This is a genomic window from Nocardia sp. NPDC052566 (assembly GCF_044547285.1).
Lineage (GTDB): Bacteria > Actinomycetota > Actinomycetes > Mycobacteriales > Mycobacteriaceae > Nocardia.
Genome location: NZ_JBIUAF010000001.1, coordinates 1,658,104 through 1,682,319, shown reverse-complemented (window position 1 = coordinate 1,682,319; position 24,216 = coordinate 1,658,104). Strand labels below are relative to the sequence as shown.

Below are 24,216 nucleotides of genomic sequence, written 5' to 3'. Positions count from 1 at the left end.
CCATGACGGTGCTCGTCCGAAAGTCGAGTGGTGTCATCAGAGTTCGAGGTCAGGAAGGGTATCGATCAATCGTCGTGGCCAGGGTTGGAGCTCACCGGTGAGGGGGTTGGGCAGACCGTGTTGCGCGGCCATGGACGTGACGTAGTCGATCAGGCGACGGGGCGATCCGGCGAACATGTTGCGGATCAGATCGCGGATGGCCCGCAGATCGTGGCCGCGGCGGAACTCACCGGTTGTGAGCTTCCTGCAGCCGCACCCGCAGAGGCGCGGCTCGTGTGTGACTGCGTTCGGTTTCACGCTGGCACTGGACATCAGCGCCAACCGCCGAGGCGGCCGAAGCGACGGACAACCGGGGTCTGAAGACGCCCGCGACGACGGAAGCCCGCGATGTCGGCAGCATCGCTAGGGTCGCTGGACTTGTCGGCGGGCAGCAGCCCAGCCTGGCGCAGAGCCGCGAGGATCGCGTTCTGGGCGGCTAGTGGCGAGGCAGTGCCGTCTTCCTCGAGGCGGAAGAGCATCAGGATGTCGCCGGGGCGAGGTTCGGCGCGCTGGCCACTCGGCGACTCGACAGGTGTGGGGGTGTCGGCCATGTGATCTCCAATCGGTTCAAACGGATTGGCGGGTCGCGGAATCCGTGGGTTGTGGCCCCTCACTCGGGGGTCTCGGGCGAGGAACCGTCAGCGCCACGCGTCTGGGTCGCAGTTGGCGAAGATTTGGCGGATGCCGCCGCGGGGATCGGGGACGTCTCCGTGCCAGCGGGGGATGATGTGTTGGTGGAGGTGGTGCACGCTACGGCCGGCGGCTTGGCCGTCGTTGATGCCGAGGGTGTATCCGTCGGGGCGGTACATGCGCTCGAGAAGGTCTTTCATCGCGCACGCGAGCTGGTGCATGTCGTGTACCTCGCGGGTTGTGAGGTCGAAGTAGGACTCGACATGACGGAGCGGGACGATTTCCAGGTGACCTTTGCTGGCGGGGTAGTTGTCCCAGCGGGCATAGACGGTGCCGTGTTGTCCGGCAATGCTGTTCAGTCTCGCGTCGTCAGGGTGGCAGAAGAGGCACGAGGGCGCGCTCAATGCGAGGCCAGCTGTCGGGTGCGGCGGTCGGCCGGGCGCGTGTCCGAAATCGGCTGGCCAAGTTCGCGGACGTGGATGCGCTGTCGATCCGGCGTCCTGCAGTCGATTCGACGACCCGTAGTGGCGCAGGGCAGATCGGTCATGGGATTGCCTCCAGATGGTTGTGTGATGGGAGTTGGATGCCGCTTTGGACCTGTGGTGCAGGGGCTGATGTTGCGCGAGTCAGGTCAGTGCGCGTCCGGTGAGTTGTCATCTCTGGGACGATTCTTCGGAGGTGATGTGCGCCCTGGGATCGAACAGCATGTACGCCTGGTGATTACCGATACTGCCTTTGCCGCTGTTGCGGCTAAGAACCTGCGTTCTGGGGAATGCGCCGGAGTTGTTTGGTGGCTGTCGGTTTCGTGTCGCTGTGGCAGCTTATGGCGAAGTGGCTTGTGCGAACTCGATCAACGCTTGATGCCGAGCCCGTGTGTGGCGTGCGTCGTCGGGCCCGTTATGCAGCCGACCGCATGGCGCCGGGAGGCAGGGATCACCAAGGCGTTGCTGTTCTTGGCGGATATCGTTGGTCCGCATCGGCAACCAATCCGGGAAGTCGACCATCGTGCCGAACAGTTGCGGCAAGGGCGATGTGGTCGTAGGCGGCGTACCAACCCCACAACTCTGGTGCCTCAGGCTGATCCGTGCCGACGGCATGACGCAGGAACTGCTCCACCTGCATGCGGATGACGTGCTGCGGGACACGTCCGTCACCGAGATGTGGCATGACATTGCGAGAAAGCCACTGATGCTGAGCGATGCGATCCCATGTCGCGTCGGCGTTGACCGCGTAATATTCACGTCCATCCTCGGCGACTATTCCGATCGAGATGAGCTCGATCGTGGCCCCGTTCTCGAGGAACTCGGTGTGGTACCAGTACCTCATGTCACTCCATTCGTCATATGTAAATGATTGCGCCAGAAGAATTTACGAGCGAGGCGGCTCGGCATCTTCAACGCGACGCGGACGCCGAAGCTCGTATGAGCCAGACGGTCCACCGCGACGCCGGAGGCTAGCTCGCGGGGCGGAAACAGCTCGCGCGGGCTGATCCTGTCCTGTTCGTCGGTCGCTGCAGGTAGGTGGTCAAGGGGAGCAGGGGGCAGCGGTCAGGCGGTACCGTGGGGGCAGGGGTTGGGCGTCACGGGCAGAAACGTGGAGCTGCCATGCGGAGCACCAATAGACGTCGTAACTTTCCAACGAAGATTGAACGCTCGCCAGAAGTCATTGCTCGGCTCGACCGCGCACGAGACCGAGCACGGTCTCATAGGGTGAAGGCCCGCGAGAGGGAGCGGATCGTCGGCGGCGCGGTTCGGGACTATATCGGCGCCTGGCAGGCGATCATGCGGGTCGAGGCACAGCGGGACAAGGACGTAGCGGCGCTGCATCAGCAGATCGAGGATGTCCGATCAGCGGCTGCCGAAGAGATTGACGGCTATCAACGCAGCCAGGCAGGCGCCGCCGCGGCCATGCACGCTCAAGGCCGGAATGTGGATGAGATCGCCGAGCTACTCGAGGCGACACCGAGGGATGTTCGCCAACTCCTGGCCAAAACCCGAGGCAGTGATACGGCCGAACAGGCCACCAGGCCAAATGAATCCGCGGCCCAACGTGCCGTATCTTTAGCTCGGCACGAAGCTGTGGAAACGAGCCTGCGGGCGGTGAGCCTGTCTCGGTCCGAGCCGAACAATCCCGGTTAGGTCCTGCGTTCGGAGATTTGATCAGCGCCGCCCGCCCAGGTGCGGTCTGTGGAATCGGCCAGCGTTCCACACTAGCCAGCGGAAATCATGGGGTGTGAAGGCCCGCCGTGGCTGAATCCATGGCGTGGGAGCTGCTGGCCAGAATGTGACGCCGCAGCGATGGCAGTAGTAGCCCGCACTCCATACCGTGTGCGCGTCGCGTCGGCCGGAGGCGATCTCACTGGAACGGCGGCTGCGTTTGACCGCGATGGTGAATGCGATCGCTGTTGGTGACGCGGCGATGGCCAGCAGCATCAGTGCGAACATCACCGCGACGATGCGGGTGAGGATCGGTCCGGGTTCCTGGACGATGAAGATGAACGGCGGTACCGCCGCGAGAATCAGGATCGTGCCGAGCAATCCGATCATGACGGGTCTGGTCGGAGGTGGAACGTATGGTTCACGCGCGAGGGTGCGCGCGAGCTGTGATGCATGCAGGCGTTCGGTAGTCGTTGTGCCGAACACGGGTACGAAGCCGGAGGAGGCAATGCCGACTCCGGAGTAGTGATGGGTGCTGTAGCTGGTCGAGACGCCGTCGGCGTGTAAGGCCGGGATGCTTTGCACGAGGTCGACTCGCTGGCACTGTGGGCACGAGATATCCATAGCTGCTCCTCCCGATGCATTCGTGCTGCGAGTCGGATGGTGAAGGCTGACAGCGGTTTCGATGACGGGTGTTGCGCGGACTATCAGGGTATCGGACACGTTGCGCGAGAGCATGCTCGTATCGCCGACGATAGGAATGTCGGCGGCTTCCCGTCGAGGGTCTCGTAGGGGCGTTGCAGGATGATCCAGGATGTCGGGCCGCTGCGTTTCATCGACCACGGGTGTCGTTGGACGGATCTGATGGGAGAAGTCCTGGAGCGTGACAAACCCGTTGATTCCCAATAACTGTCATGTGAGGCTCGGACTGTGCACTGGTAGATCGAATACCGAGATGGACGAGGCGAGGCTCCGCGACCACTCCCTCAGTCGTTTGATGCCTGATAGCCGTTGTGCCACCATCGCCGGAGCAATGTGATTTGTCTTTCGGAGAGTGGTCCTGCGAGGTGCTCGAGGGTTTCGTCGATGTGCCGCAGCTCCTCCTTTGTCCAGTCGCGGCGCCGACGATCGTCTGCGGTTGTCGGTCGGCGGAGTTTGGAGCGCTTGCCTTGACGGGTGACCGGATGATGGGCTGGCCTGTGCGGGGATGACGGGTTCGCGACTTGAGGAGATTCCCGCTTGCCGTGGGGCTTCCGGGTCATGAGTTGATCGGGCTCGGCTGGGCCGCTGGACCTTGGTCAGCGACAGGTTGACTGGTGAGCGAGTTGTGCATCGGTGGTCCTCGAATGACTTCGCCTGCCGCGCGCCACCCCTTACACCCATTTAAGCCGAATCCCGTTGGCTCTGCCAGAAGTCAGGGAGGCCGACCCGTATGGAGTGAAAACTAGTACTGACACCACCTGGATGCTGCTAGCAACTTCCGGAAGGATGGCGGTATGGCTGGGGTTGTCGATGTGCAGGCGGTGCGGAAGGCGCGGCGCGCTGAGTTGGGTGCATTCCTGAAGTCGCGGCGTGCGCGGATCACTCCGGAGGATGTCGGTTTGCCGCCGGGGCCGCGGCGGCGCACCCCTGGACTGCGGCGGGAAGAGGTCGCGCAGCTGTCCGGGATCGGGATTACGTGGTATACGTGGCTTGAACAGGGGCGCAGCATAAATGTGAGCGTTCAAGTGCTCAATGCCGTCGCGCGGACGCTGGGCCTCGATCAGGCCGAGCGTGCGCATATCTATCGGCTGGCCGACGTGCCGACGGTGCCGAGCGTGTATTCCAACGATCCGCTGCCCGAGGAGATCCAGACGATCCTCGATCATCTGGATCCGTTGCCCGGTGTGGTGTTGAGTGCGCGTTACGACGTGCTGGCCTTCAACAGCTCCTATGAGGCGTTGTGCCCGGGTTTCCTGGTGGAGGAGCGCAATATCGTGCGCCGGGTGTTCCTGACTCCGCAGTGCTGCAACGTCTATCAGCACAGTTGGGACGATCTGCGCCGGATGGTCGCCTATCTGCGCGGCGCCTACGCGAAGAACCTGGACGATCCGGGCTGGCAGGAGTTCATCGAGGAGATGCGTGTGGAGAGTACCGAATTCGCTTCGTTGTGGGAGCGCAACGATGTCGCGGTCCCACGGAGCAGGACCAAGTACATCCGCAATCTTGCGGTCGGTGATCTGGAGATGTTCGTGACCAGCATGACCTTGCGCGCCGTCGCCGGCGCCTGGGTCCAGATCTACACCCCGACCGACGAGGCGCAATGGGCAAAGTTGCATCAGCTGCTCGCGATGAGCAGTGATGAGCGGCAAAGGCCCTGGATTGAACATCGCGAGATGGCTCACGTTGCCGGATAGCTGGATGAGGGGATGCCGGGGTGCAGCCGGCATGCGTCCGAGAGGTTGCCGGCGAAAGATCTACGACAGAAATATTTACAGCGTAGCGTCGTGATTGCCTGAAAAATATCAACACTAGCCAGCTGCTATCGACGTACCTTTCCGAACTTCTCCTGGCTCGAACAGGGCAGGGCGATCAATGTCAGTGTGCAGGTGCTCGATGCGATCGCGCGTACGCTCGGCCTCGATCAGGCCGAACGCGCGCATATCTATCGGCTGGCCGACGTGCCGACGGTGCCGAGCGTGTACACCAACGATCCACTGCCCGAGGAGATCCAGACCATCCTCGATCATCTGGATCCGCTGCCCGGCGCGGTGCTGAGCGCGCGCTACGACGTGCTCGCCTTCAACAGCTCATACGAGGCGTTGTGCCCGGGCTTCCTGGTCGCGGAGCGCAATATCGTGCGCCGGGTGTTCCTGACTCCGCAGTGCTGCAACGTCTATCAGCACAGTTGGGACGATCTGCGCCGGATGGTCGCCTACCTGCGCGGCGCCTACGCGAAGAACCTGGACGACCCGAGCTGGCAGCAGTTCATCGAGGAGATGCGCTCGGAGAGTACCGAATTCGCGGCGCTGTGGGAGCGCAACGATGTCGCGGTTCCGGTGAGCCGGACCAAGCACATCCGCAACCTGGCCGTCGGTGATCTCGACATGTTCGTCACCAGCATGACCCTGCCCGCCGTCACCGGCGCCTGGGTCCAGGTCTACACCCCGAACGGCGAGGTCGAGTGGGCCAAGCTGCACCGGCTGCTCGCGATGTCCACCGAGGACCGTCAGCGCCCGTGGGTCGAGCACCGCGCCATGGCCCACGCGGCCGCTGCTGTCTGACGGCCTATCCGGCGGCCGGGGTCTCCCTGATCTCTACGATCGGCAGCACGAGTGCGGCCGGGGAGCTCGCGGGCACCACGGGCTTATTGGGGGCCACCGGTGAAATGCGCTGGTAGCCAGCGTCTTGCGACGGCCTGGTGTCCAGCTCGCCCTTGTTCGGCCAGTAGGCCGCGGCGCGCTCGGCCTGCGCGGTGATGGTGAGCGAGGGGTTCACGCCGAGGTTCGCCGACACCGCCGCGCCGTCCACCACGCTCAGCGTCGGGTAGCCGAATACCCGGTGATAGCCGTCGATCACCCCCTGCCGCGGATCCGCGCCGATCACCGCGCCGCCGAGGAAGTGTGCGGTGAGCGGGATGTTGAAGATCTCGCCCCAGCTGCCGCCCGCGATGCCGCCGATCTTCTCGGCCACCCGCCGGGTGACGTTGTTGCCCATCGGAATCCACGTCGGATTCGGTTCGCCGTGGCCCTGTTTGCTTGTCAGCTTGCGGCCGAACAGCCCGCGCTTGGTGTAGGTGGTGATCGAATTGTCCAGGTGCTGCATCACCAGCGAGATGATGGTGCGCTCGCTCCAGTCCTTGGTGCTCAGGAAGCTGACCATTTCGACGGGATGGCGCAGCACCAGGCCGAGGAACCGCAGCCAGCGCGGAATCCGGCCGCCGCCGTCGACCATCAGCGTCTGCAACAGCCCCATCGCATTCGAGCCCTTGCCGTAGCGGACCGGTTCGATGTGGGTGTCCGCGCTGGGATGGATCGATGACGTGATCGCGACGCCCTTGGTGAAATCGACTCCCGGCGTGACCTTCTTGGTGGCCGCGCCGACGATCGATTCGGAATTGGTGCGGGTGAGCACGCCGAGCCGATCCGACAGCTCGGGGAGTACGCCCTTGTCCTTCATGGCGAACAGCAACTGCTGGGTGCCCCTGGTGCCCGCCGCGAGCACCACCTGCGCGGCGGTGTAGGTGGCGGGACGCTTGCGCACCCAGGCGCCGGTGCGTGCGGTCGACACGTCCCAGGTGCCGTCCGGGTGCGGGCGCAGGCCGGTGACTGTCGTCATCGGAATCACCTGCGCCCCGGCCTGTTCCGCAAGGTAGAGGTAGTTCTTCACCAGGGTGTTCTTCGCGCCGAACTTGCAGCCGACCATGCAGTCGCCGCATTCGACGCAGCCGGTGCGCTCGGGGCCGACACCGCCGAAGTACGGGTCGGCCACCGTCTTGCCCGGTTCGCCGAAGAACACCCCGACCGGTGTCTGCACGAAGGTGTCGCCGACGCCCATATCCTCGGCCACCTGCTTGAACACCTCGTCGGCCGGTGTCATGTGCGGGTTGCGGACCACGCCGAGCATGCGTTGGGCCCGTTCGTAATACGGGGTGAGCTCGGCGCGCCAGTCGGTGATGTCGCGCCACTGCGCGTCCTGGAAGAACGGCTCCGGCGGCACGTACAGCGTGTTCGCGTAGTTGAGCGAGCCGCCGCCGACACCGGCGCCGCCGAGGATCAGCACATCGCGCAGCAGATGGATGCGCTGGATGCCGAAGCAGCCCAGTTTGGGCGCCCACAGGAAGTTGCGCAGGTCCCAGCTGGTTTTCGGCAGCTCGTCGTCGGCGAAGCGCCGCCCCGCCTCGAGTATGCCGACCCGGTACCCCTTCTCCACCAGCCGCAGCGCGCTGACGCTGCCGCCGAACCCGGAGCCGACGATGAGGACGTCGAAATCCGTCGTCCGCTGGTCCATGTGGAACTCCTCGATCGTGTCGCCAGTGACCCCGGTAACACTACTCCCGAGTAGTAAGACCCGGGAATCGGCCTCAGAGCTGGGTTTTCCACCAGGCGACGGTGGCGGCGACGGCCTCGTCGAGCGGCGTCGGCCGCAGGCCGAGGCGATGCTCGGTCGCGGTGGAGTCGAGCACGAAGGGGCGATCGACCTGGTAGCCGATCTCGGCGAGTTCGCGCATCAGCTCGTTGGTCAGGCCCATCAGGCGCATCATCAGCACCGGTGCGGCGAGCACCTTGGGCGCGGGGCGTCCGGCCGCCGCGGCGATCGCGTCGATGACCTGGCGCTGGGTCGGCGCGGGCGCGGTCGGCGCGTGGATCACCGAGTTCCAGACGGACTGATCGGCGGCCGCGCGGATCATCGCGGTGGCGAGGTCGGGCAGGTAGGTGAACGAATGCGGCAGATCGAGTTTGCCGAAGACCTTGACGGTCTGTCCGGTGAGGATCGGGACGAACAGCTGCTCGCCGGCGAGCGAACTGCGCACGTGCGGCCCGAAGAAGTCGGAGGCGGCGACGCTGACCGTTGGGGTGGCGTGCAACTCACGGGCCCGGAGCAGTTGGGCGCGCACGCCTGCCTTGCCCGAGCCGCCGGGGCGGGGGAGGTCTTCGGTGATCGGGCCGTCGACGCGGCCGTAGGAGTACAGGCCTTCCGCGAACACCACGACGGTGCCCGACTTCCCCGCCTCGTCCATGACCGCCTTGTCCACGGCGGGGAGCTCGGCCGCCCAGACCTTGGTCGCGTACCGCGAACCGCCTGCGCACTGGTACACCGCGACCGCGCCGTCGAACTGGGCCGAAAGTTGCTGCGGCTGCGAGACATCCACCCGGCGACGGTCGACGAGCGGATGCTCGGGCCCGCTGCCGGAGCGGGTGAGTATGCGGACCCGATGGCCCGCGGCGGCCAGTTGCTCGGCGACGGTGGTGCCGGTGGGGCCTGCGCCGACGACGATGTGCAGGTCGGACATGGGTAGATCCTTTCGGGAGGGCTTGCGCCCACTTTTGAGAGCGCTGCTCTCCATTGCGAAGAGCATGCCCCGCCCGGCTGTGCGTGTCAAGAGCGATGCTCTCATTTGTTGACATCGCTCTCCAGCTGATGCACGGTGTCCCTATGCCGACGACACCGACAACACCGCGCGCCCGCGCCCGTGCCCAGACGATGGCCGATATCGTGCGGATCGGTCGCGACCATCTCGCCACCGATGGCGCGGCCGCGCTGTCCCTGCGCGCGGTGGCGCGCGATCTCGGCGTGGTGTCGTCCGCGGTGTATCGCTACGTCAGCAGTCGCGACGAACTGCTGACGCTGCTGGTGGTCGACGGCTACAACGCGCTCGGTGATGCCGTTGACGCCGCGGTCGCGGCGGCGCCCGCTGACCCGGCCGAGCGAATTCGCGTGCTGGGCCGCACCGTTCGCGCTTGGGGGCTGGCCGAGCCTGCCCGCTACGGTTTGTTGTTCGGCACGCCCGTGCCCGGCTACGACGCGCCCGCCGACCAGACCACCGGCCCCGGCATCCGTGTGATCGCCGCGCTGCTCGTGCTGATCAAGAACGCCTACGAAGCGGGCGTGCTCAGTGAGCCGTCCCGCACGGTGCGCGCATCCGCGCCACTGACAACCGATTTCGCCGCCATCAACGAGGGTTTCGGTATGGCGCTGCCGGATTGGCTCGTCGCGCGCGGACTCGCGGCCTGGGCCGGTCTTTTCGGCGCCGTCAGCTTCGACATCTTCGACATGTACGGGAAAGACACCTTCACCGACCGCGCCGCCGTCTTCGAACTCCAACTGGACGCCCAACTCGAACTACTCGGCTTCCGCGACTGACCCACCCGCGCCGCCGCGCATCCCGCCGCGCGCAGTCGAATGGCCCACGACACGCCAAGGGAGTAGGGCCATTCGGCTGCGCTCGACGAAGAGTGCCCACCCGAGGTGGGCAAGGGAGTGCTGCGGTGCCGGGATTCGCCGAGTGCAGTCGAATGGCCGACGACACGCGGGGGCATGCGGCCATTCGACTGCGTTCGATGAAAGGCGCCCGCTCGAGGTGGGCGGGGGGAGTGCTGTGGTGCCGGGATTTTGTCGAGGGTAGTCAGATGGCGGCACCTCATGGGCGTGTCGACCGCCATCCGACTGCGCGCGGCGAAGGCTGTCGGGGGCGGCGCATGGATGGGGAAGCGTGGCCATCGAATTCGGGTTGTGGCGGGGGAGGGCGACGGCAGCCCGGGCGGGCATGCCAGGGCGGGGGAGCGGTGAGAGATGTTGTGGAGGTGGAGAAGTGGGCGAGGTTGCCGCGCTGGGGGTGCTGAGGTCGTGAACCGGGCGGGGCCCGTCTTGGCGATGCTTTAATAGATAGAAAACATCATCCTACGTAGATATGCGCATCTACGCATGTCAGCTCATCATAGAAATAACTCGACCGACAGGGTGCGTTCACGATGAGGTAGATCTTCGTCAGTACTCGCCAGCCAGGAAGAGAAGAGGGTCGGCGGGGCGTAGTGGGCGGGTGGTTGGTGTGGGTTCGTCGCGATGGGATCGCCGGGTCGTTGTGTGGCGCGGTGCTGGGCTTTCGTCTGTGCGGTGGCGCATAGTGAGTGGTGGGAATGGGAGATACGGGAGGATCACCGTGACGAGTGAGCGTCAGGGCGACGGCGGGGGGCGCCGTGGGTGAGCAGCGGGGGATCGTCCAGCGGAATTCGACGCTGACGGCCTATCGGGAGACCTCGTTCACGACCGCGCCCCTGTTGCGTGCGGTGCTCACCGCGGTGCTGCTGGTGCTGAGCCTGGTGCTGGTGTATTCGGCGGTACGCGGGATGCACGAGGGCGTGAACCACAGCTGGTTCGTCGCGGTGTCGCTTGCCGGGGTCTTCGTGGCGCGCGGGTTGCATCTGCGCCGCCCGATCACGTTGCCGCACTTGACGATCGCGGTGTTCGTGCTCGCGGCGGCGAATGTGGCCTACCGGGCGCAGCATCCCGGGGTCGGGTTCTTCTTCCTGGCCTCGAGCGGTTTCATTCTGGTGCTGCCGCAGTCGAGCAGGCCGCAGCCGCAGCAGCTGCATCGGGTGGCGGCGCTGGTCGCCAGGACGACGGAGGATCCGCTCGCGCCGTTCGCGATGCATTCGTCGAAGAGCTACTACTTCAACGGGAACGCGACGGCGGCGATCGCCTACCGTGCCCGGTTCGGTATCGCGGTGGTGGCCGGCGATCCGATCGGGGATCGGGCGGCGTTCGCCGAATTGGTCACGGAGTTCTCGGAATTCGCGATGAGCCACGGGTGGCGGATCGCGGTGCTCGGCGCGAGTCCGGAGCTGGCCGAGGTGTGGCGCTACCGCGCGCTGGAACATCGCGGGCTGCATCCGGTGCCGATCGGGCGCGACGTTGTGATCGACGTGGACACCTTCGCGATGGTCGGGCGGCGCTTCCGCAATCTGCGCCAGGCGGTGAGCCGGACGAAGAATTTCGGTGTCAGCACCGAGATCGTCCGGGAGGGTGAACTACCCGGGCCACTGCGCGCGGAGCTGCTCGGCATTGTCGACGAATGGCATGCGGGCAGGCAGAGCCGCGGTTTTTCGATGATCCTGGATCATCTGCTCGACGGGCGTAATCCGGAGATGCTGATCGTGCTTGCGCGTGATGCGGATGGTCGGGTGGTCGGCTTCCAGCGCTACGGTATCGCCGGTGGCGGGCGTGAGCTGAGCCTGGATGTGCCGTGGCGGCGCAAGGACGCGCCGAACGGGCTCGACGAGCGCATGGTGATCGATCTCATCGCTTATGCGAAGGGCAATGGCGTGCAGCGGATCTCGTTGGCGTTCGCGGCGTTTCCCGAGCTGTTCGCGGACAAGCGGCGCTCGCGGACGGCGAAGCTGATCTATGTCGCGGTGCATCTGGGCGACCCCCTGATCCGGCTGGAGTCGCTGTACCGGTATCTGCGGAAGTTCCAGGCGCTGGCCGATCAGCGGTACGCGCTGATCCGCTGGCGCGAGGTGCTGATCGCGGCCGCCGCGATGCTCACGCTGGAGTTCGTGCCGCATCGCAAGCAGTACTGAAGCGCGACAAGGAGATTGGGCGCGGATGCGCCATCGGTTCACTGAGTGATCCGGTGGGATGCATCCGGGTGTTCCGCGGCGAATGATTGATGTTGATCGATTGTGTTCCAGAGGGCAGGGGGCCTCGCACATCGATCCGCTGGCGAACACGGGGGGTTCGAATGACGATCGCGCGCTGGGAATGGCTGGGTACGACCGCGGTGGTCGCGCTGCTCGGATCGGGGATCGCGGTGGGCGCGGCGATGGCGGAACCGCAGGACGCACCCACGTCGCGGTTGACGTGCCACCACGCGTACGGCGACAAGTTCTACTCGGACGTATTCGATTGCCCGAGTGTGATTTCTGGTGTCGCCGGTACGGTGACCGCCTATCCACCGGACGCTCGTAGGTGAGCGTGGCCAGGTGAACTGATCAGCGGCGCGGGTCCGGCAGGGATTGGGCGAAAGTGCCCACCTCCTGCCGTGCGTGGTTGAGCTTGGGCAGCGTCACGGTGGGCGGATCGGTGATCGGTGTGGTCTCCACCAGGTCGACCAGCTCGGTGCCCGGACGCAGCTCGCTCGGCAGGATCGGCTCGCCGAGACCGAATTTCGCGTGGATACGCTTCATCCAGGCCGGCGCCCACCAGCAGTCGTCGCCGAGCAGCTTCATGATCGCGGGGACGAGCAGCATGCGCAGGATGGTCGCGTCGATGATCAGCGCCGCGATCATGCCGTAGGCGATGTACTGCATGAGTACCAGGTCGGAGAAGGCGAACGCGCCGGTCACCACGAGCAGGATCAGCGCGGCGGCGGTGATGATGCGCCCGGTGTGCGCGGTGCCGACGTTGACGGCCTGGGTGGTGCTCGCGCCGTGTGCGCGTGCCTCGACCATGCGGGAGAGCAGGAATACCTCGTAGTCGGTGGACAGGCCGTAGATGATCGCGATGATCAGCACGAGTACCGGCGCCATGATGGGCTGCGGGGTGAAATTCAGCAGCCCCGAGCCGTGTCCGTTGATGAAGATCCAGGTGAGAATGCCGAGGGTGGAACCCAATCCGAGCGCGCTCATGAGCGCGGCCTTGATGGGCAGCACCAGGGAGCCGAAGGTGAGGAACATCAGCAGCGTGGTGATGAACAGTACGACGGCGATCATCACCGGGATGCGGTAGAGCAGTGCGTCGATGCTGTCCTTCTCGAGCGCGGGTTTGCCGCCGACGAGCATGGTGACGCCGTCGGGCATGTCCATGGCGCGCAGGTATTCGATGGTGGTGCCGCCCTTGGCGGAGTCGATGAGTTTGGCCGTCGAGCGGTAGACGTCGCGGCGCGGCGGGTTGTGTGATGGCGCGCTGAACTTTTCGGCGAGTCCGGGCGCCTGGTTGGCCTCCTGCCAGGCCTCGGCGATCTTATTGGTATCCGTGCCGAGGAAGACGATTTGGATCGGGTCGGTGGGCCGTAACGGGAAGGCCTTGTCGAAGTTCTGCTGCGCCAGTCGCGTCGGATTGTCCGGCGGCAGATACGTTTCGCTCATGCCGCCGAAGACGAGGTTGCGCATGGGAACGATGAGCAGGAACAGGCCGATGCACAGCGGGATCGCGACGCGCAGTGGGCGTTTCATCACCCAGCGGGTGGCGCGGCCCCAGGCGCCGTTCTCGACTTCTTCGGCGGAGCGGGTGGTGCGGAAGCGCTTGAGGCCGAGCATGTCCACGCGCGGGCCGAGGATGCTCAGCATGGCGGGCAGGATGGTGATGGCGGTGAGCGCGGCCAGGCTGACGGTGGCGATCGCGCCGTAAGCCATGGATTTCAGGAAGCCCTGCGGAAACAGCAGCAGGCCACCGAGACTGGCGACGATCATGGTGGCGGAGAACACGACCGTGCGGCCCGCGGTCATCAGTGATCGCCTGACGGCGGTGCGGGTGTCGTAGCCCTCGGCGAGTTCTTCGCGGAATCGGCTGACGATGAACAGTCCGTAGTCGATGGCCAACCCGAGTCCGATCATCGAGACCACGCCGACGACAAAGGAATTGACCTCGGTGAAGGTGGTGAGGACGCGGACGATGCCGAGTGCGCCGAGCACGGTGAGCCCGCCGACGATCAGTGGCAGCGCGGCGGCGACGAGGCCGCCGAAGATGAAGAACAGCAGCACCGCGACGGCCGGGATGGCGAGCAGTTCCATGCGGTGCTGGTCGTCGCTCATGGTGTCGGTGAGTGTGCCCGCGATGGCCTGCAGTCCGGCGACTTGGACGTCGACGCCGGGAATGTAGAAGGCGTCCTTGACCTTTCGGAAGTTGCGCACCATGGTGGTGTCGTCGTCGCCGCGGATGGCGATGGCGGCGAAGGCGTATTTCTTGTCGTCGGTGGCGGCGCGGCCGCTGCTGAGTTTGCCGGTTTCGGTGCGCCAGTAGGAGCCGTTGATGCCGAGGATCTCGTTGGGGTAGTCGCGGGGCAGGCTGTTGAGGTTGTCGACGATCTTGCGTGCGAAGTCGGGGTCGTCGACGGTTTTGTCCTTGGGCGCGGTGTAGAGGACGACGACGTCGCCTTCGTGGTTGCGGCCGAATACCTCGTCGGAGATGCGTGCCGCGCGTGCCGATTCCGAGGTGTCGTCGTAGAGGCCGCTGGAGCTGAGATGGTCGTCGAGGCCGATGCTGTAGGCGCCGAGCGCGAGTAGCCCGGCGGCGACGATCGCGAGTACCGCGAAGCGCAGGCGATGAACCAGGTTGCCCCAGCGCGCGAACATCTAGAGAACTCCTTGCGGGCGGCGGGCGAGGGACTGTGCCGGGAGCGTCCAGTGCTCCGCTGCGCCGATCAGCAAGGGCCGCATCCTTTCCGAGGGTGCACCCGTGTGGTGCCCGGCATCAACGGTACAGGCGGTTTTGGATCGACCATGTTTGAGAATTCTCCGCAAACTACTCGCGCGTTACGTTCCGTCCGGGGAGGGGGAGTTCGGCGGGGCCGAGGATCTTGGTGAGTGTTGTTGCGAGACCTGCGAGTTCGTCGTCGTCGAGGCGGTCGGCGAAGCGCTCGGCGATGCCTGCGTGATAGCGGGGCGCGGCTTCGCGTAACCGGGTGCGGCCGGTCTCGGTGATGGCGACGAACGCGGATCTGCCGTCGTCGGGGTTGGATTCGCGCGTGACCAGTCCGGCGGCCGCCATTTCGGTGACCAATCGGCTGACTCGGGTTCGGCTGAGCACCACGCGTTCGCCGAGGTCGGTCATGCGGAGCGGGTCGACGCCGTCGAGTTCGAGCAGCACGTCGTACCAGGCGAGGGGAAGCCCGTGGGCGCGCCGCAGGTCGGCGTCGAGTCGGGGAACGAGCCGCGCGTGGACGCGCAGCAGGGCCGACCACGCATGGGCGGCCGCGCGACGGTGATTGTCCGAGTGCACCACGGAGCCGATCTTACCCACTTGCGTGCGTGCACACGCATGTAATAGCGTGTGCACGCACATAAATTGTGCTTTGGAGGAAGGAACGCTCATGACCACAGTCATCGAACGCGCGGAACTGGCCGCGGCGATCGAGGCGGGCGCGGTGACGGTGCTCGATACGCTCGGCGCGGGCTACTACGAGAAGGCGCACCTGCCGGGCGCCGTGCCGCTGGTCGAGGCCGAGGTGACCGCGCGCGCGGCGCAACTGCTGCCGGATCGGGGCGCGGCGATCGTCACCTACTGCTCGAACCTGGCGTGCCACAACAGCGAGCAGGTCGCCGCCAAGCTGCGCAACCTCGGGTACACGAACGTGCGGGCTTACCGTGCGGGCATTCAGGATTGGACCGAGGCGGGCCTGCCGGTCGAATCCGGCGCCTGAGCCGCCTCGAGGCGCCCGCTCGCCGCGGCGGGCGCCTGCCGCGGCGAGCGGAAACTGCTATAGGGGTTGTCGTAGGCGCGGTCTACCGTGGGTTGAATGACCACGCATCTGACGCATTGGGGAGCATTCGAGGCCGCCAGCGATGGGGAGCGCCTCACCTCGGTGCGGCCGTGGCACGGGGATCCGGAACCGATGCCACTGATCGGCAATATCGCCTCGGCGCAGCATCACCCGACCCGGATCGACCAGCCCTACGTGCGCAAGAGCTGGCTGGAGCGCGGGCCGGGCGGTGCGGGCCGGGGTGACGAGCCGTTCGTCGCGGTCTCCTGGGAGCGGGCGCTGGACCTGCTGGCGGGCGAATTGGGCCGGGTCTACGGCGAATTCGGCGCGGACGCGGTGTACGGCGGGTCCTACGGGTGGGCGAGCGCGGGCCGGTTCCATCACGCGCAGAGCCAGCTGCATCGGTTCCTGAACTGCCTCGGCGGCTATGTGCGCCACGTGAACAGCTACAGCCTCGGCGCGTCGACGGTGCTGCTGCCGTACGTGATCGGTGATGTCGGCTGGGTGATGTCGCGTGCCACCTCGAAATCGTCGGTGGCCCGACATTCGGAGCTGGTGGTCGCGTTCGGCGGGCTGTCGCCGAAGAACGCCGCGGTCACCCCGGGCGGAGTGTCCCGGCACAACACTCGTGGCTGGATCGGTGCGGCGCGGGCGCGGGGCTGCAAGTTCGTCTCGATCAGCCCGCTGCGCGACGACACCCCCGCCGAGGCCGAGGCGGAGTGGCTCGCGCCCAGGCCGGGCAGCGACGCCGCGCTGATGCTCGCGCTGGCCCAGGTGCTGGACGCGGAAGCGTTGGCGGACAAGGCATTTCTGGAGAAGTACACGGTCGGCTACGACCGGTTCGCCGGCTATCTGCGTGGGACGGCCGACGGGGTGGTGAAGGATCCGGAGTGGGCCGCGCCGATCACGGGCTTGCCCGCCGCGCGGATCCGTGCGCTGGCGCGCGAGATGGCCGCCGCCCGCACGCTCGTCACCACCAGTTGGTCGTTGCAGCGGGCCCAGTACGGTGAGCAATCGCTGTGGCTCGGTGTCGTGCTCGCGGCCATGCTCGGCCAGATCGGCCTGCCCGGTGGCGGTTACGGCCACGGCTACGGTTCGACCCAGTTCGTCGGTGAGCCCGCGCGCGGCATGTCGGTGCCGCGGTTCCCGCAGGGCGTCAACCCGGTGCAGACCTACATCCCGGTCGCGCGGATCGCCGACATGCTGCTCGGGCCAGGGCAGGAATACGAGTACAACGGTCAGCACCTGACCTATCCCGATATCCGGTTGGTGTACTGGTGCGGTGGGAATCCGTTCCACCATCACCAGGATCTGGCGCGGTTGCGCACCGCGTTCACCCGTCCGGACACGGTGGTCGTGCACGACGCGTTCTGGACCGCCACCGCCCGCCACGCCGATATCGTGCTCCCTTCGACCATGTCCATCGAGCGCGACGATTTCGGCGCGGGGGAGAACGACCGGAACTTCTTCCCGATGCGTACACTCACCGAACCGCACGGCCAGGCACGCGACGACTACTCGATCCTGTCCGCACTGTCCGAAAGGCTCGGTACCGGAAAGGAATTCACCGAGGGCCGCTCGGCGGGCGAATGGTTGCGCCACCTCTACGGCGAATGGCACGACCGGCTCACCGAGGCGGGTAACCAGCTACCCGATTTCGACACCTTCCTCGCGGGTGACCCGATCGAGCTCCCGGTACCCGATCCGGATCAGATCCTCGGCGCCGACTTCCGCGCCGATCCGGACCGCAACCCGCTCGGCACCCCGACCGGCAAGATCGAGATCTACTCCGAGACCATCGCGGGCTACGGCTACGACGACTGCCCCGGTCACCCGGTCTGGCTCGAACCACAGGAATGGCTCGGCTCCCCACTGGCGGCGCGATTCCCGTTGCAACTGGTGGCCAACCAGCCGAAATCCAAACTGCACAGCCAGCTCGACATCGGCGCCCACAGCCAATCCACCAAGGTCGCCGGGCGCGAACCGGTTCGCCTGCACCCAGATGACGCCGCGACGCGCGGGCTCGCCGATGGCGACCTGGTGCGTATCTTCAACGATCGTGGCAGTTGCCTTGCGGGGCTGGTCGTTTCGGATGCGGTGCGCCCTGGCGTAGCTCAACTCGCCACCGGCGCCTGGTACGACCCCGACCCGAGCGATCCGACGTTCTGCCGCCACGGCAACCCGAATGTTCTCACCGCCGACCGCCCCGCGTCCCGCCTCAGCCAGGGTTCCTCGGGCCAGCTGTCACTGGTCCAAATCGAGCAATTCACCGGCCCCGCACCGGATTTGAGCGTCAACCGGCCCCCGGCAACCACCGAGTGACGTTCCGACCGGCCGGGTTTCAGAAGCCCGGCATAGCGTATGCCCGGTAAGGCGGCCGAGAGGTCAATGGGGACAGCGTAGTTCGCGGAACCTCTAGCCCCTCGGTCGTGGTGTTCGACCGGGGGATACGCGGTAATGCCACAGGAAGACAGAGTTCAGCGCCGGTGCCGAGCTTCGCGGGCGGCGAGCGGTGGATTCAAACGGGAGCTCTCTCCCGAAGTGAAAGAAGTCATCAAAGATATTCACAACGACCGGGACAACTGGCACGGGCCGCTCGGCCTCTGCGTCGACTGGTCGGTCATTCTCGGTGTGGCCGTCGCCGTCCTGGTCACCCACTATCAGCCGCTGGTGTATCTGGCCGGGGTGGTCGTCATCGCGGGCAGGCAGCGCGCGCTGCGCAGTCTCATGCACGAGGCGAGCCATTTGAAGCTGACCCGGAACGGCCCGGCGAACACCTGGCTCGGCCGGATCTTCATCGCCTGGCCGCTGTTCTCCGGCCTGTCGGCCTATACCTGCTCGCACTGTGAACATCACCGCCACCTCTGGGACGACCGCCGTGACCCGAAGTTGCTCGGCTATCTGCGCCTCGGGCTGGTGAACCCCCGCGACATGAAACAGTTCGTCCGCAAACACCTGCTGAAACCTCTACTGCTGGCCCATGTTCCGTATCAGGTGAGTGCGGATCTGCTCGGGCGCGACGAAGACCGCAGGGAGACGCGCCTTCGTGTGCTGTTCCTGGTGGCCGTGTCCGCGAGCTTCGTCCTGGCGGGCGCCGGTCTCGACTTCCTACTGCTGTGGGTGGTGCCGTACGCCACGGTGTACCAGGTGCTGCGGTACTGGAGCGATATCGCCGACCACGCCGGGCTGCGCTCGGACGATCCCTGGCAGGCGACGCGGAGCTGGGACGCATCCTGGCCGGTCCGCCAGTTCCTCGCGCCACACCATTCGAATTGGCATCTGGCACACCACCTGTACCTGGTGGTGCCGCACTATCGGATCGGCCGCCTGCATCGCAGCTTGCAGGCGGTGCCGTCCTACCAGCGGGCGCACCACTGCGACGGGTTCGTGTTCGCCCGCCGCCAGTGCCGCCCCTCGGTCATCCAGGACGTCCTGCGGCCAGAGCGGCTGGCGGAGCTGCGATCCCGTCATCCGCAACCATGTGAGCACAGCGGCGCCTGCCCGGTGCGCGCTCTGTGCCAGACGGATCCGAGCGAAATCGCATGAGCCTCGGTGTGTCCCGGGCCGCCGAACAACGTTCCGGAGCCTGGCTCGGGACCGTGCTCGCCCTGGGTTCGAGTGTCGCGGTGGGTTCCGCGATCGCCGCGACAACGGCGCTGACCACGTTTCCCATCATGACCGGCCAGGCCATCAGGTACGGCATCGCCGCCGCGCTACTCGCGGCCTGTTTCCGAAGGCAACTGCCCAGAGTCGACCTGTCGCAGCTCGCCAGGATCATCGTGCTGGGCGCGACCGGCCTGGCAGGCTTCAACATCTGCCTGGTACTTGCGCTACGACGGGTCGACGCGGGCGTCGCGGGCGCCGTCATCGGCGCGGTCCCGGTCGTCCTCGCTCTCTTCGGCCCTCTCGTCGCGGGGAGATCACCGTCGGTGCGCGCACTGGCGGCCGCCGCGATAGTGACCACGGGTGCGGTCGTCGTCCAGTGGTCCGGCTCCGCCGACGACCCGATCGGGTTGCTCCTCGCGGCAGGCGCCCTCGCGGGAGAATGCGCCTTCTCCCTCGTCGCGATCCCTCTGGTGCGCGATATCGGCGCCAAGGCCACCGCCACCTACGCCGCGACGGCAGGAGCGGTGCTGTGTGGGATCGTCGCACTGGCCAGCGAACTTCCCACCCTGCGCCTGCCCACGGCCGCGGAATCGATGGCGATCGGCTACCTGGCCGTCGCGGCATCGGCCGGCGCCTTCACCCTGTGGTATGCCGCGCTGGACCGAATTCCGGTAGAAACGGCCGGCGCCTTCGCCGGGGTAGTGCCCGTCTGCGCCCTGCTCACCGGAGTGCTCCTCGGCGTCTCGGAGAGCTCACCACTACGGTTCGCGGGCGCCGCGATAGTCGGCGCCGGGGTGGTTTTCGCCGCCCGGGGAGCTCGCCGACCGCGTCCGCCCGACTGAACGGGCGCTGCTCCAGCCTTGTCGACACTGATTGGCGACCGACTTGCCTGGATGCCGATTGTCAGCGGGGTGTGACTGCGCAGTGGGCGGTGTGGGTGGTCGGAGTGAAGCAGGTGTCGTCGCGGCAGGCTTGCAGGCGGATGTTCAGGGTGAGATCCGCGGCGGCACCGGTCAGGTCGACGGCGATGAGCGTGGTGCCGGTGAGGTGGGCGTCTTCGGTTGCGGGGTAGGTGGATTCGTCGATGTGCCAGCCGGTGTCGGGGGCGGTGTCGATGGTGATCGGCAGGCCGTTGTCGGTGCCGGGGGCGTTGAGGTGGTAGCCGTCGGCGATGTGCAGGGTGAGGTAGGCGGTGGCCCGGTCGGGGGTGTGGCGGCGGGCGCGCAGCGCCACGGTGACCGGTGGGGTTTCCTCGGGGGCTACTTCCGGTGCCGCGGGTTCGTCGTCGGTGCCGGGCTGGGGCAGTAGGGCGATCAGGTCGGGGCGGGCCCAGGTGCCGTTGATGGTGGTGTGCGGCAGGGCGAGTCGCAGGGTGGTGAGGGCGGCGGGGTCGGCGGGCTCGCCTGTTTGCGGGTTGTTTCTGATCTCGAGGTGGCGCAGGGCGGTCAATCCGGTGAGGCGGGCTATCCCTTCGGCGTCGATCCCGGTGTCGAACAGGTAGAGGGCGCCGAGGCCGGTCAGGTGCAGGAGCTTGTCGATCTCGTTGGCGCGCATGGGAGTTCGCGCGATCATCAGGGTGTTCACCGCGTCCGGGGCGAGGTCGGTGAGTGCGTCGAGGTTCGCGTCCTGTCCGCGCAGAATGAGCCGCGCTCCGGCGGGCAGGTCGAGCACGGTGGTGGTCTCGGCGGTCGCGGACTTCTCGCGGGCGAGCAGATCGACGGTGACGTCCGGTGCGCCAGGCAAGCGGATCGTGCGCGCGGCCGGTTCTGGTGCGCGCGGTTTGGGTGCGGTGTCCGGTGCGGCGAGGACCGCGTCGAGGATGGCGGTGAGCGGTTCGAGGGTGGACGGGCCCGCCCACTCCAGTACCGGCGCGCCGTGCTGGATCAGGATCAGCGTCGGCATGGCGTGCACCGAATACCGTTCGGCGATGGTGGGGTTCTCGTCGACGTCGACGGAGACCACCCGGATGCGGTCGCGTTCGGCGTCGGCGAAGCGGTCGAGGTGCGGGGCCAGCGCGTGGCACGGCGGACACCAGGAGGCGGTGAAGTCGACGAGCAGTGGTGTGCTGTCGTCGGCGAGCGCTTTGTCGAACTCGTCGGCGTCGACCGCTCGGACGGCGGAGGTAGGTGTGGGCATGGTAGGTGTCGTCCTTCGTTCGGGTGCGTGCGGTGGCCGATCGACTGGTCGAGATCCCCTCGAATCCATTGAATCCAGCTGTGACAGCCCCGGCAACCGGATATTCCGGGCATCCACGCGCCGCGGCGCGCCGAACGGTACGGTCCATCCCCGGTGTCGACGCGAGTTATCCAGTGGCACTGAATATTTGGCTGCCACGCCGGGGCGGCGAGTGACGGTGCTCTCACCATCGCCGCTCGATTGCTCGCCGACCGACATTTTCTGCCAGGATTCGTGCATGGTGTCGAATCCGCTGCCCGCGTTTGCTCGCCGGCTCGCGCAGCAGCCGTGGGTGATGGGGATGTCGCCGGTCGTGGTGCCGGTGGAGCGGGTCATCCGGCGCGTCACCAAGGGGCGTAAGGGTGTGCTCGATCTGGCGGGGCTGCCGTCGATCGAGATCACGGTGGCGGGGCGTAAGACCGGTATCGCGCGCACCACCTCGTTGCTGTATGTGCCGTACGGCGAGGCGTTCCTGATCATCGGGTCGAATTGGGGTGACCCGAAACATCCGGTGTGGTCGGCCAATCTGCGCGCCGCGAGCACGGCGAGCGTGCGCCATCGCGGTGAGCGGTTCGAGGTGACCGTCACCGAGATCACCGGTGTCGAGCGCAAACGCCTGTGGGATCTGGCCGTCGAATTCTGGCCCGGTTACGAGATGGAGCACGCGCTGTCGGGCTATCGCGAATTCCGCATCTTCGAACTGCGCCGCGACTGAGGCGTCAAGACGCCGCAGCTCAGAACTCCACGGCGTCGGCCTGCCCGGCGACCGGAACGGCCTGATACGACTCGACCGCACCCTGGACCAGGTCTGGACCACCGATCGTGGTCGCGGACCGGATGCGGACCGCCAGCCCGGCGAACTCCACCGCGCCGTCGTGGACGTTGACCCGCGGCAGCAGCAGCCGCAGGTATTCGACGAAGAGGTCGGGCTTGGCGTCGATGATGCCGGTGATCTCGAGGCCGATCTCGGTGTCGAGCAGTTCCACCTCGGCGACTTCGTTCCCGCCGACGCGCAGGGTGATGTTCGGTTTGCCGTGGAGGCTCGACGTGTCGACGATGCCGTCGACACCGCCGCTGAGTACGTAGTGGTTGGCTGGGTTTCCTCGTATCGCCATGCTGCCCGTCCTTGTTCGGCTCGCCGCCGTCCCCCGCGGACCGGCGGTCCCCGCTCAGTGTAGTGCGCGTAATGGAACCTGTTGGGGGACAGTGAATATCAACTCGCGACGCCGATCGGCTCCGCGCAGCTCTCGGGCGGGTCGACCTCGCCGCACGGTGCGGGGGCGCGGGTGGGCCGGTAGTCGGCGGGGACACCGCCGTCGGCGATGATGCGCCGGTAGGCCTCGACCGCGTCGGTGGGGTTGCGCGCCAGCGTCGCATCGGTCGCGACGTCCACCGTGTAGAGGCCGAAACGTGGTGTGTAGGAACCCCATTCGTAGTTGTCGGTGAGGCTCCAGTAGTTGTATCCGATGAGGTTCATGCCCTCGGCCCTGGCGCGCTGCAACCAGTAGACGGTGTCGCGCAGGTGATCGGCGCGTGCGTAGCCGTCGGGGCGCGGCTGCCCGTTCTCGGTGGGGATCCCGTTCTCCACGACATACAGCGGGCGATCCGGGTAGAGCCGATGGTAGTGGCGCAGCGCGTAGTAGATGCCCTCGGGGTGCACCGGCAGCTCCCACATCGGCGGCCCGCCCGCCGTGCCGCCCTGCACCGCCTGGTTGGTCTCCGGCAGCGGCGCGAAATAGTAGTCGACGCCGAGGAAGTCGAGTTTGGCCGAGATCTTGTCCATCAGCGGCCCGTTCACCTCGGTCTCCGCGCCCGCGACGTAGCCGACATTGCTCGTGACCTGGGCGTCGGGCCGGTAGCGGTGGATGACATCGTAGATCTCGTTGTGCGCCTGCGCGATTCGGTCCAGCATCGCGGGCGCCTCGGCCGGGCTGATGGCGCCGATGCGCAATTCGGTGCCGATGTAGGCAACCGGTTCGTTGAAGGTGACCCACAGCGGATTGCGGGAGGCGTAGCGGTTGACCACGGTGCGCGCGTTCACCAGCCAGTCCTCGACCATGCCCTGGTTGCGCCAGCCGCCGCGCTGATGCGCCCAGCCCGGATACACCCAGTGGTCCAGGGTGAGCATCGGGCGCATGCCCGCGGCGTAGATGTTGGCGATCACGTCGTCGTAGAACTGGAATGCGGTGTCGTCCCAGCCTTCCGGCTGTGGCTGGAGTCTGGCCCATTCGATGCCGATGCGATAGACGCGGGCGCCGAGGCGGGCGGCCAGGTCGATATCGGAGCGGTAGCGGGTGAAGAAGTCGACCGAGTCGCGGTACTCCTCGACGGCGCCGGAGGCGATGTAGCGGGTCCAGTTGCTGTCGGGCGCGTGGCCCTCGGACTGGAATCCGGACGCGGCAACGCCCCACAGGAATTCGTCACCCAGCGGCGGCCGGATCCGGGCGGCGGCGCGGGGCGCACCGACACCGGGGATCAGCAACGCGGCAGCAGCCCCCAGTGTGGCCATGGCCCGTCGGCGATTCAGTGGTCGCATCGAACTCCTGTTCCGAAACGGCGCTGTTGACGCAGCGCAAAGCGCGCAGGACCTCGACGGTCGGCCATCGATAGCGGTTGATCAGAAGCGTAACTAGAGAATTGCCGAAACTGGGGTAGGTGCGCGCGTGTCGCAGCTGTGCGCCGTCCGCCGTCGAGCGCGGGCCCGGGTCGGTG

Annotated in this window: 23 protein-coding genes; 11 read left to right on the top strand and 12 right to left on the bottom strand. The window is 66.6% G+C overall.

What is annotated here, in order from left to right:
* Positions 1 to 36: 36 nt before the first annotated feature.
* The 4 genes from ACIG5A_RS06985 to ACIG5A_RS06970 form a co-directional block, all read right to left on the bottom strand.
* Positions 37 to 321, bottom strand: a complete 285-nt coding sequence (locus ACIG5A_RS06985) for a hypothetical protein (protein WP_397238594.1) — start codon at positions 319 to 321, stop codon at positions 37 to 39.
* Entirely contained in the window at positions 312 to 590 is a 279-nt protein-coding gene (locus ACIG5A_RS06980; RefSeq protein ID WP_397238592.1) for a hypothetical protein, read from the bottom strand. The genes ACIG5A_RS06985 and ACIG5A_RS06980 overlap by 10 nt, the downstream gene beginning before the upstream one ends.
* A gap of 87 nt (positions 591 to 677) precedes the next feature.
* Positions 678 to 1,073 carry an HIT domain-containing protein gene (locus ACIG5A_RS06975; protein WP_397238590.1) on the bottom strand — a complete coding sequence of 132 codons (396 nt, stop codon included), beginning with the start codon at positions 1,071 to 1,073 and terminating at the stop codon, positions 678 to 680.
* Positions 1,074 to 1,602: 529 nt separating this feature from the next.
* Positions 1,603 to 1,995: a 3'-5' exoribonuclease domain-containing protein gene (locus tag ACIG5A_RS06970; protein WP_397238588.1), complete on the bottom strand. Its 393-nt coding sequence runs from the start codon at positions 1,993 to 1,995 to the stop codon at positions 1,603 to 1,605.
* Between the two features lie 383 nt (positions 1,996 to 2,378).
* Here ACIG5A_RS06970 and ACIG5A_RS06965 point away from each other — a divergent pair, with 383 nt between their 5' ends.
* Positions 2,379 to 2,807: a hypothetical protein gene (locus ACIG5A_RS06965; protein ID WP_397238586.1), complete on the top strand. Its 429-nt coding sequence runs from the start codon at positions 2,379 to 2,381 to the stop codon at positions 2,805 to 2,807.
* Between the two features lie 21 nt (positions 2,808 to 2,828).
* Here the strand turns inward: ACIG5A_RS06965 and ACIG5A_RS06960 are convergent, their stop codons facing one another.
* Positions 2,829 to 3,731 (bottom strand): hypothetical protein, encoded by a 903-nt coding sequence (locus ACIG5A_RS06960; protein ID WP_397238584.1) that lies wholly within the window; start codon positions 3,729 to 3,731, stop codon positions 2,829 to 2,831.
* Positions 3,732 to 4,321: 590 nt separating this feature from the next.
* On the opposite strand from ACIG5A_RS06960, the gene ACIG5A_RS06955 reads away from it, so the two are divergent.
* Positions 4,322 to 5,221 (top strand): helix-turn-helix transcriptional regulator, encoded by a 900-nt coding sequence (locus ACIG5A_RS06955; RefSeq protein WP_397238582.1) that lies wholly within the window; start codon positions 4,322 to 4,324, stop codon positions 5,219 to 5,221.
* A gap of 186 nt (positions 5,222 to 5,407) precedes the next feature.
* Positions 5,408 to 6,088, top strand: coding sequence for a transcriptional regulator (locus ACIG5A_RS06950; protein WP_397238580.1), 681 nt, complete (start codon positions 5,408 to 5,410; stop codon positions 6,086 to 6,088).
* Between the two features lie 4 nt (positions 6,089 to 6,092).
* Here the strand turns inward: ACIG5A_RS06950 and ACIG5A_RS06945 are convergent, their stop codons facing one another.
* Positions 6,093 to 7,814, bottom strand: a complete 1,722-nt coding sequence (locus ACIG5A_RS06945; protein ID WP_397238578.1) for a GMC oxidoreductase — start codon at positions 7,812 to 7,814, stop codon at positions 6,093 to 6,095.
* 73 nt (positions 7,815 to 7,887) lie between these two features.
* Positions 7,888 to 8,817 carry an NAD-dependent epimerase/dehydratase family protein gene (locus ACIG5A_RS06940; protein ID WP_397238576.1) on the bottom strand — a complete coding sequence of 310 codons (930 nt, stop codon included), beginning with the start codon at positions 8,815 to 8,817 and terminating at the stop codon, positions 7,888 to 7,890.
* Positions 8,818 to 8,960: 143 nt separating this feature from the next.
* Between ACIG5A_RS06940 and ACIG5A_RS06935 the strand changes: the two genes are divergently transcribed.
* From ACIG5A_RS06935 to ACIG5A_RS06925, 3 genes are all read left to right on the top strand, one after another.
* Positions 8,961 to 9,668, top strand: a complete 708-nt coding sequence (locus tag ACIG5A_RS06935) for a TetR/AcrR family transcriptional regulator (protein ID WP_397238573.1) — start codon at positions 8,961 to 8,963, stop codon at positions 9,666 to 9,668.
* Between the two features lie 833 nt (positions 9,669 to 10,501).
* Entirely contained in the window at positions 10,502 to 11,884 is a 1,383-nt protein-coding gene (locus tag ACIG5A_RS06930) for a bifunctional lysylphosphatidylglycerol flippase/synthetase MprF (RefSeq protein WP_397238571.1), read from the top strand.
* A 161-nt stretch (positions 11,885 to 12,045) separates the two neighbouring features.
* On the top strand, positions 12,046 to 12,276 hold the full coding sequence (locus tag ACIG5A_RS06925) for a hypothetical protein (RefSeq protein WP_397238569.1): 231 nt from the start codon (positions 12,046 to 12,048) through the stop codon (positions 12,274 to 12,276).
* Positions 12,277 to 12,295: 19 nt separating this feature from the next.
* Here the strand turns inward: ACIG5A_RS06925 and ACIG5A_RS06920 are convergent, their stop codons facing one another.
* A complete protein-coding gene (locus tag ACIG5A_RS06920) occupies positions 12,296 to 14,596 on the bottom strand; it encodes an MMPL family transporter (protein ID WP_397238567.1) in 2,301 nt (766 codons plus the stop codon).
* A gap of 169 nt (positions 14,597 to 14,765) precedes the next feature.
* The gene (locus tag ACIG5A_RS06915) at positions 14,766 to 15,245 is read right to left on the bottom strand and encodes a MarR family winged helix-turn-helix transcriptional regulator (protein WP_397238565.1); all 480 of its coding nucleotides are present in this window, start codon (positions 15,243 to 15,245) and stop codon (positions 14,766 to 14,768) included.
* Between the two features lie 88 nt (positions 15,246 to 15,333).
* Here ACIG5A_RS06915 and ACIG5A_RS06910 point away from each other — a divergent pair, with 88 nt between their 5' ends.
* The 4 genes from ACIG5A_RS06910 to ACIG5A_RS06895 all read left to right on the top strand — a co-directional run bounded on the left by ACIG5A_RS06910 (position 15,334) and on the right by ACIG5A_RS06895 (position 20,171).
* Positions 15,334 to 15,663, top strand: coding sequence for a rhodanese-like domain-containing protein (locus tag ACIG5A_RS06910; RefSeq protein WP_397238563.1), 330 nt, complete (start codon positions 15,334 to 15,336; stop codon positions 15,661 to 15,663).
* Between the two features lie 96 nt (positions 15,664 to 15,759).
* The gene (locus tag ACIG5A_RS06905) at positions 15,760 to 18,045 is read left to right on the top strand and encodes a molybdopterin guanine dinucleotide-containing S/N-oxide reductase (protein ID WP_397238561.1); all 2,286 of its coding nucleotides are present in this window, start codon (positions 15,760 to 15,762) and stop codon (positions 18,043 to 18,045) included.
* A 219-nt stretch (positions 18,046 to 18,264) separates the two neighbouring features.
* Positions 18,265 to 19,269, top strand: a complete 1,005-nt coding sequence (locus ACIG5A_RS06900) for a fatty acid desaturase family protein (protein WP_397238559.1) — start codon at positions 18,265 to 18,267, stop codon at positions 19,267 to 19,269.
* The gene (locus ACIG5A_RS06895; RefSeq protein ID WP_397238557.1) at positions 19,266 to 20,171 is read left to right on the top strand and encodes a DMT family transporter; all 906 of its coding nucleotides are present in this window, start codon (positions 19,266 to 19,268) and stop codon (positions 20,169 to 20,171) included. The genes ACIG5A_RS06900 and ACIG5A_RS06895 overlap by 4 nt, the downstream gene beginning before the upstream one ends.
* Positions 20,172 to 20,232: 61 nt before the next feature.
* Here the strand turns inward: ACIG5A_RS06895 and ACIG5A_RS06890 are convergent, their stop codons facing one another.
* On the bottom strand, positions 20,233 to 21,465 hold the full coding sequence (locus tag ACIG5A_RS06890; protein WP_397238555.1) for a thioredoxin family protein: 1,233 nt from the start codon (positions 21,463 to 21,465) through the stop codon (positions 20,233 to 20,235).
* A gap of 277 nt (positions 21,466 to 21,742) precedes the next feature.
* Between ACIG5A_RS06890 and ACIG5A_RS06885 the strand changes: the two genes are divergently transcribed.
* Positions 21,743 to 22,219, top strand: a complete 477-nt coding sequence (locus ACIG5A_RS06885; protein ID WP_397238553.1) for a nitroreductase family deazaflavin-dependent oxidoreductase — start codon at positions 21,743 to 21,745, stop codon at positions 22,217 to 22,219.
* Positions 22,220 to 22,238: 19 nt separating this feature from the next.
* On the opposite strand, the gene ACIG5A_RS06880 is transcribed toward ACIG5A_RS06885, so the two are convergent.
* Positions 22,239 to 22,619, bottom strand: a complete 381-nt coding sequence (locus tag ACIG5A_RS06880; protein WP_397238551.1) for a hypothetical protein — start codon at positions 22,617 to 22,619, stop codon at positions 22,239 to 22,241.
* Positions 22,620 to 22,717: 98 nt separating this feature from the next.
* Positions 22,718 to 24,040 (bottom strand): family 1 glycosylhydrolase, encoded by a 1,323-nt coding sequence (locus ACIG5A_RS06875; RefSeq protein WP_397238549.1) that lies wholly within the window; start codon positions 24,038 to 24,040, stop codon positions 22,718 to 22,720.
* Positions 24,041 to 24,216 lie beyond the last annotated feature (176 nt).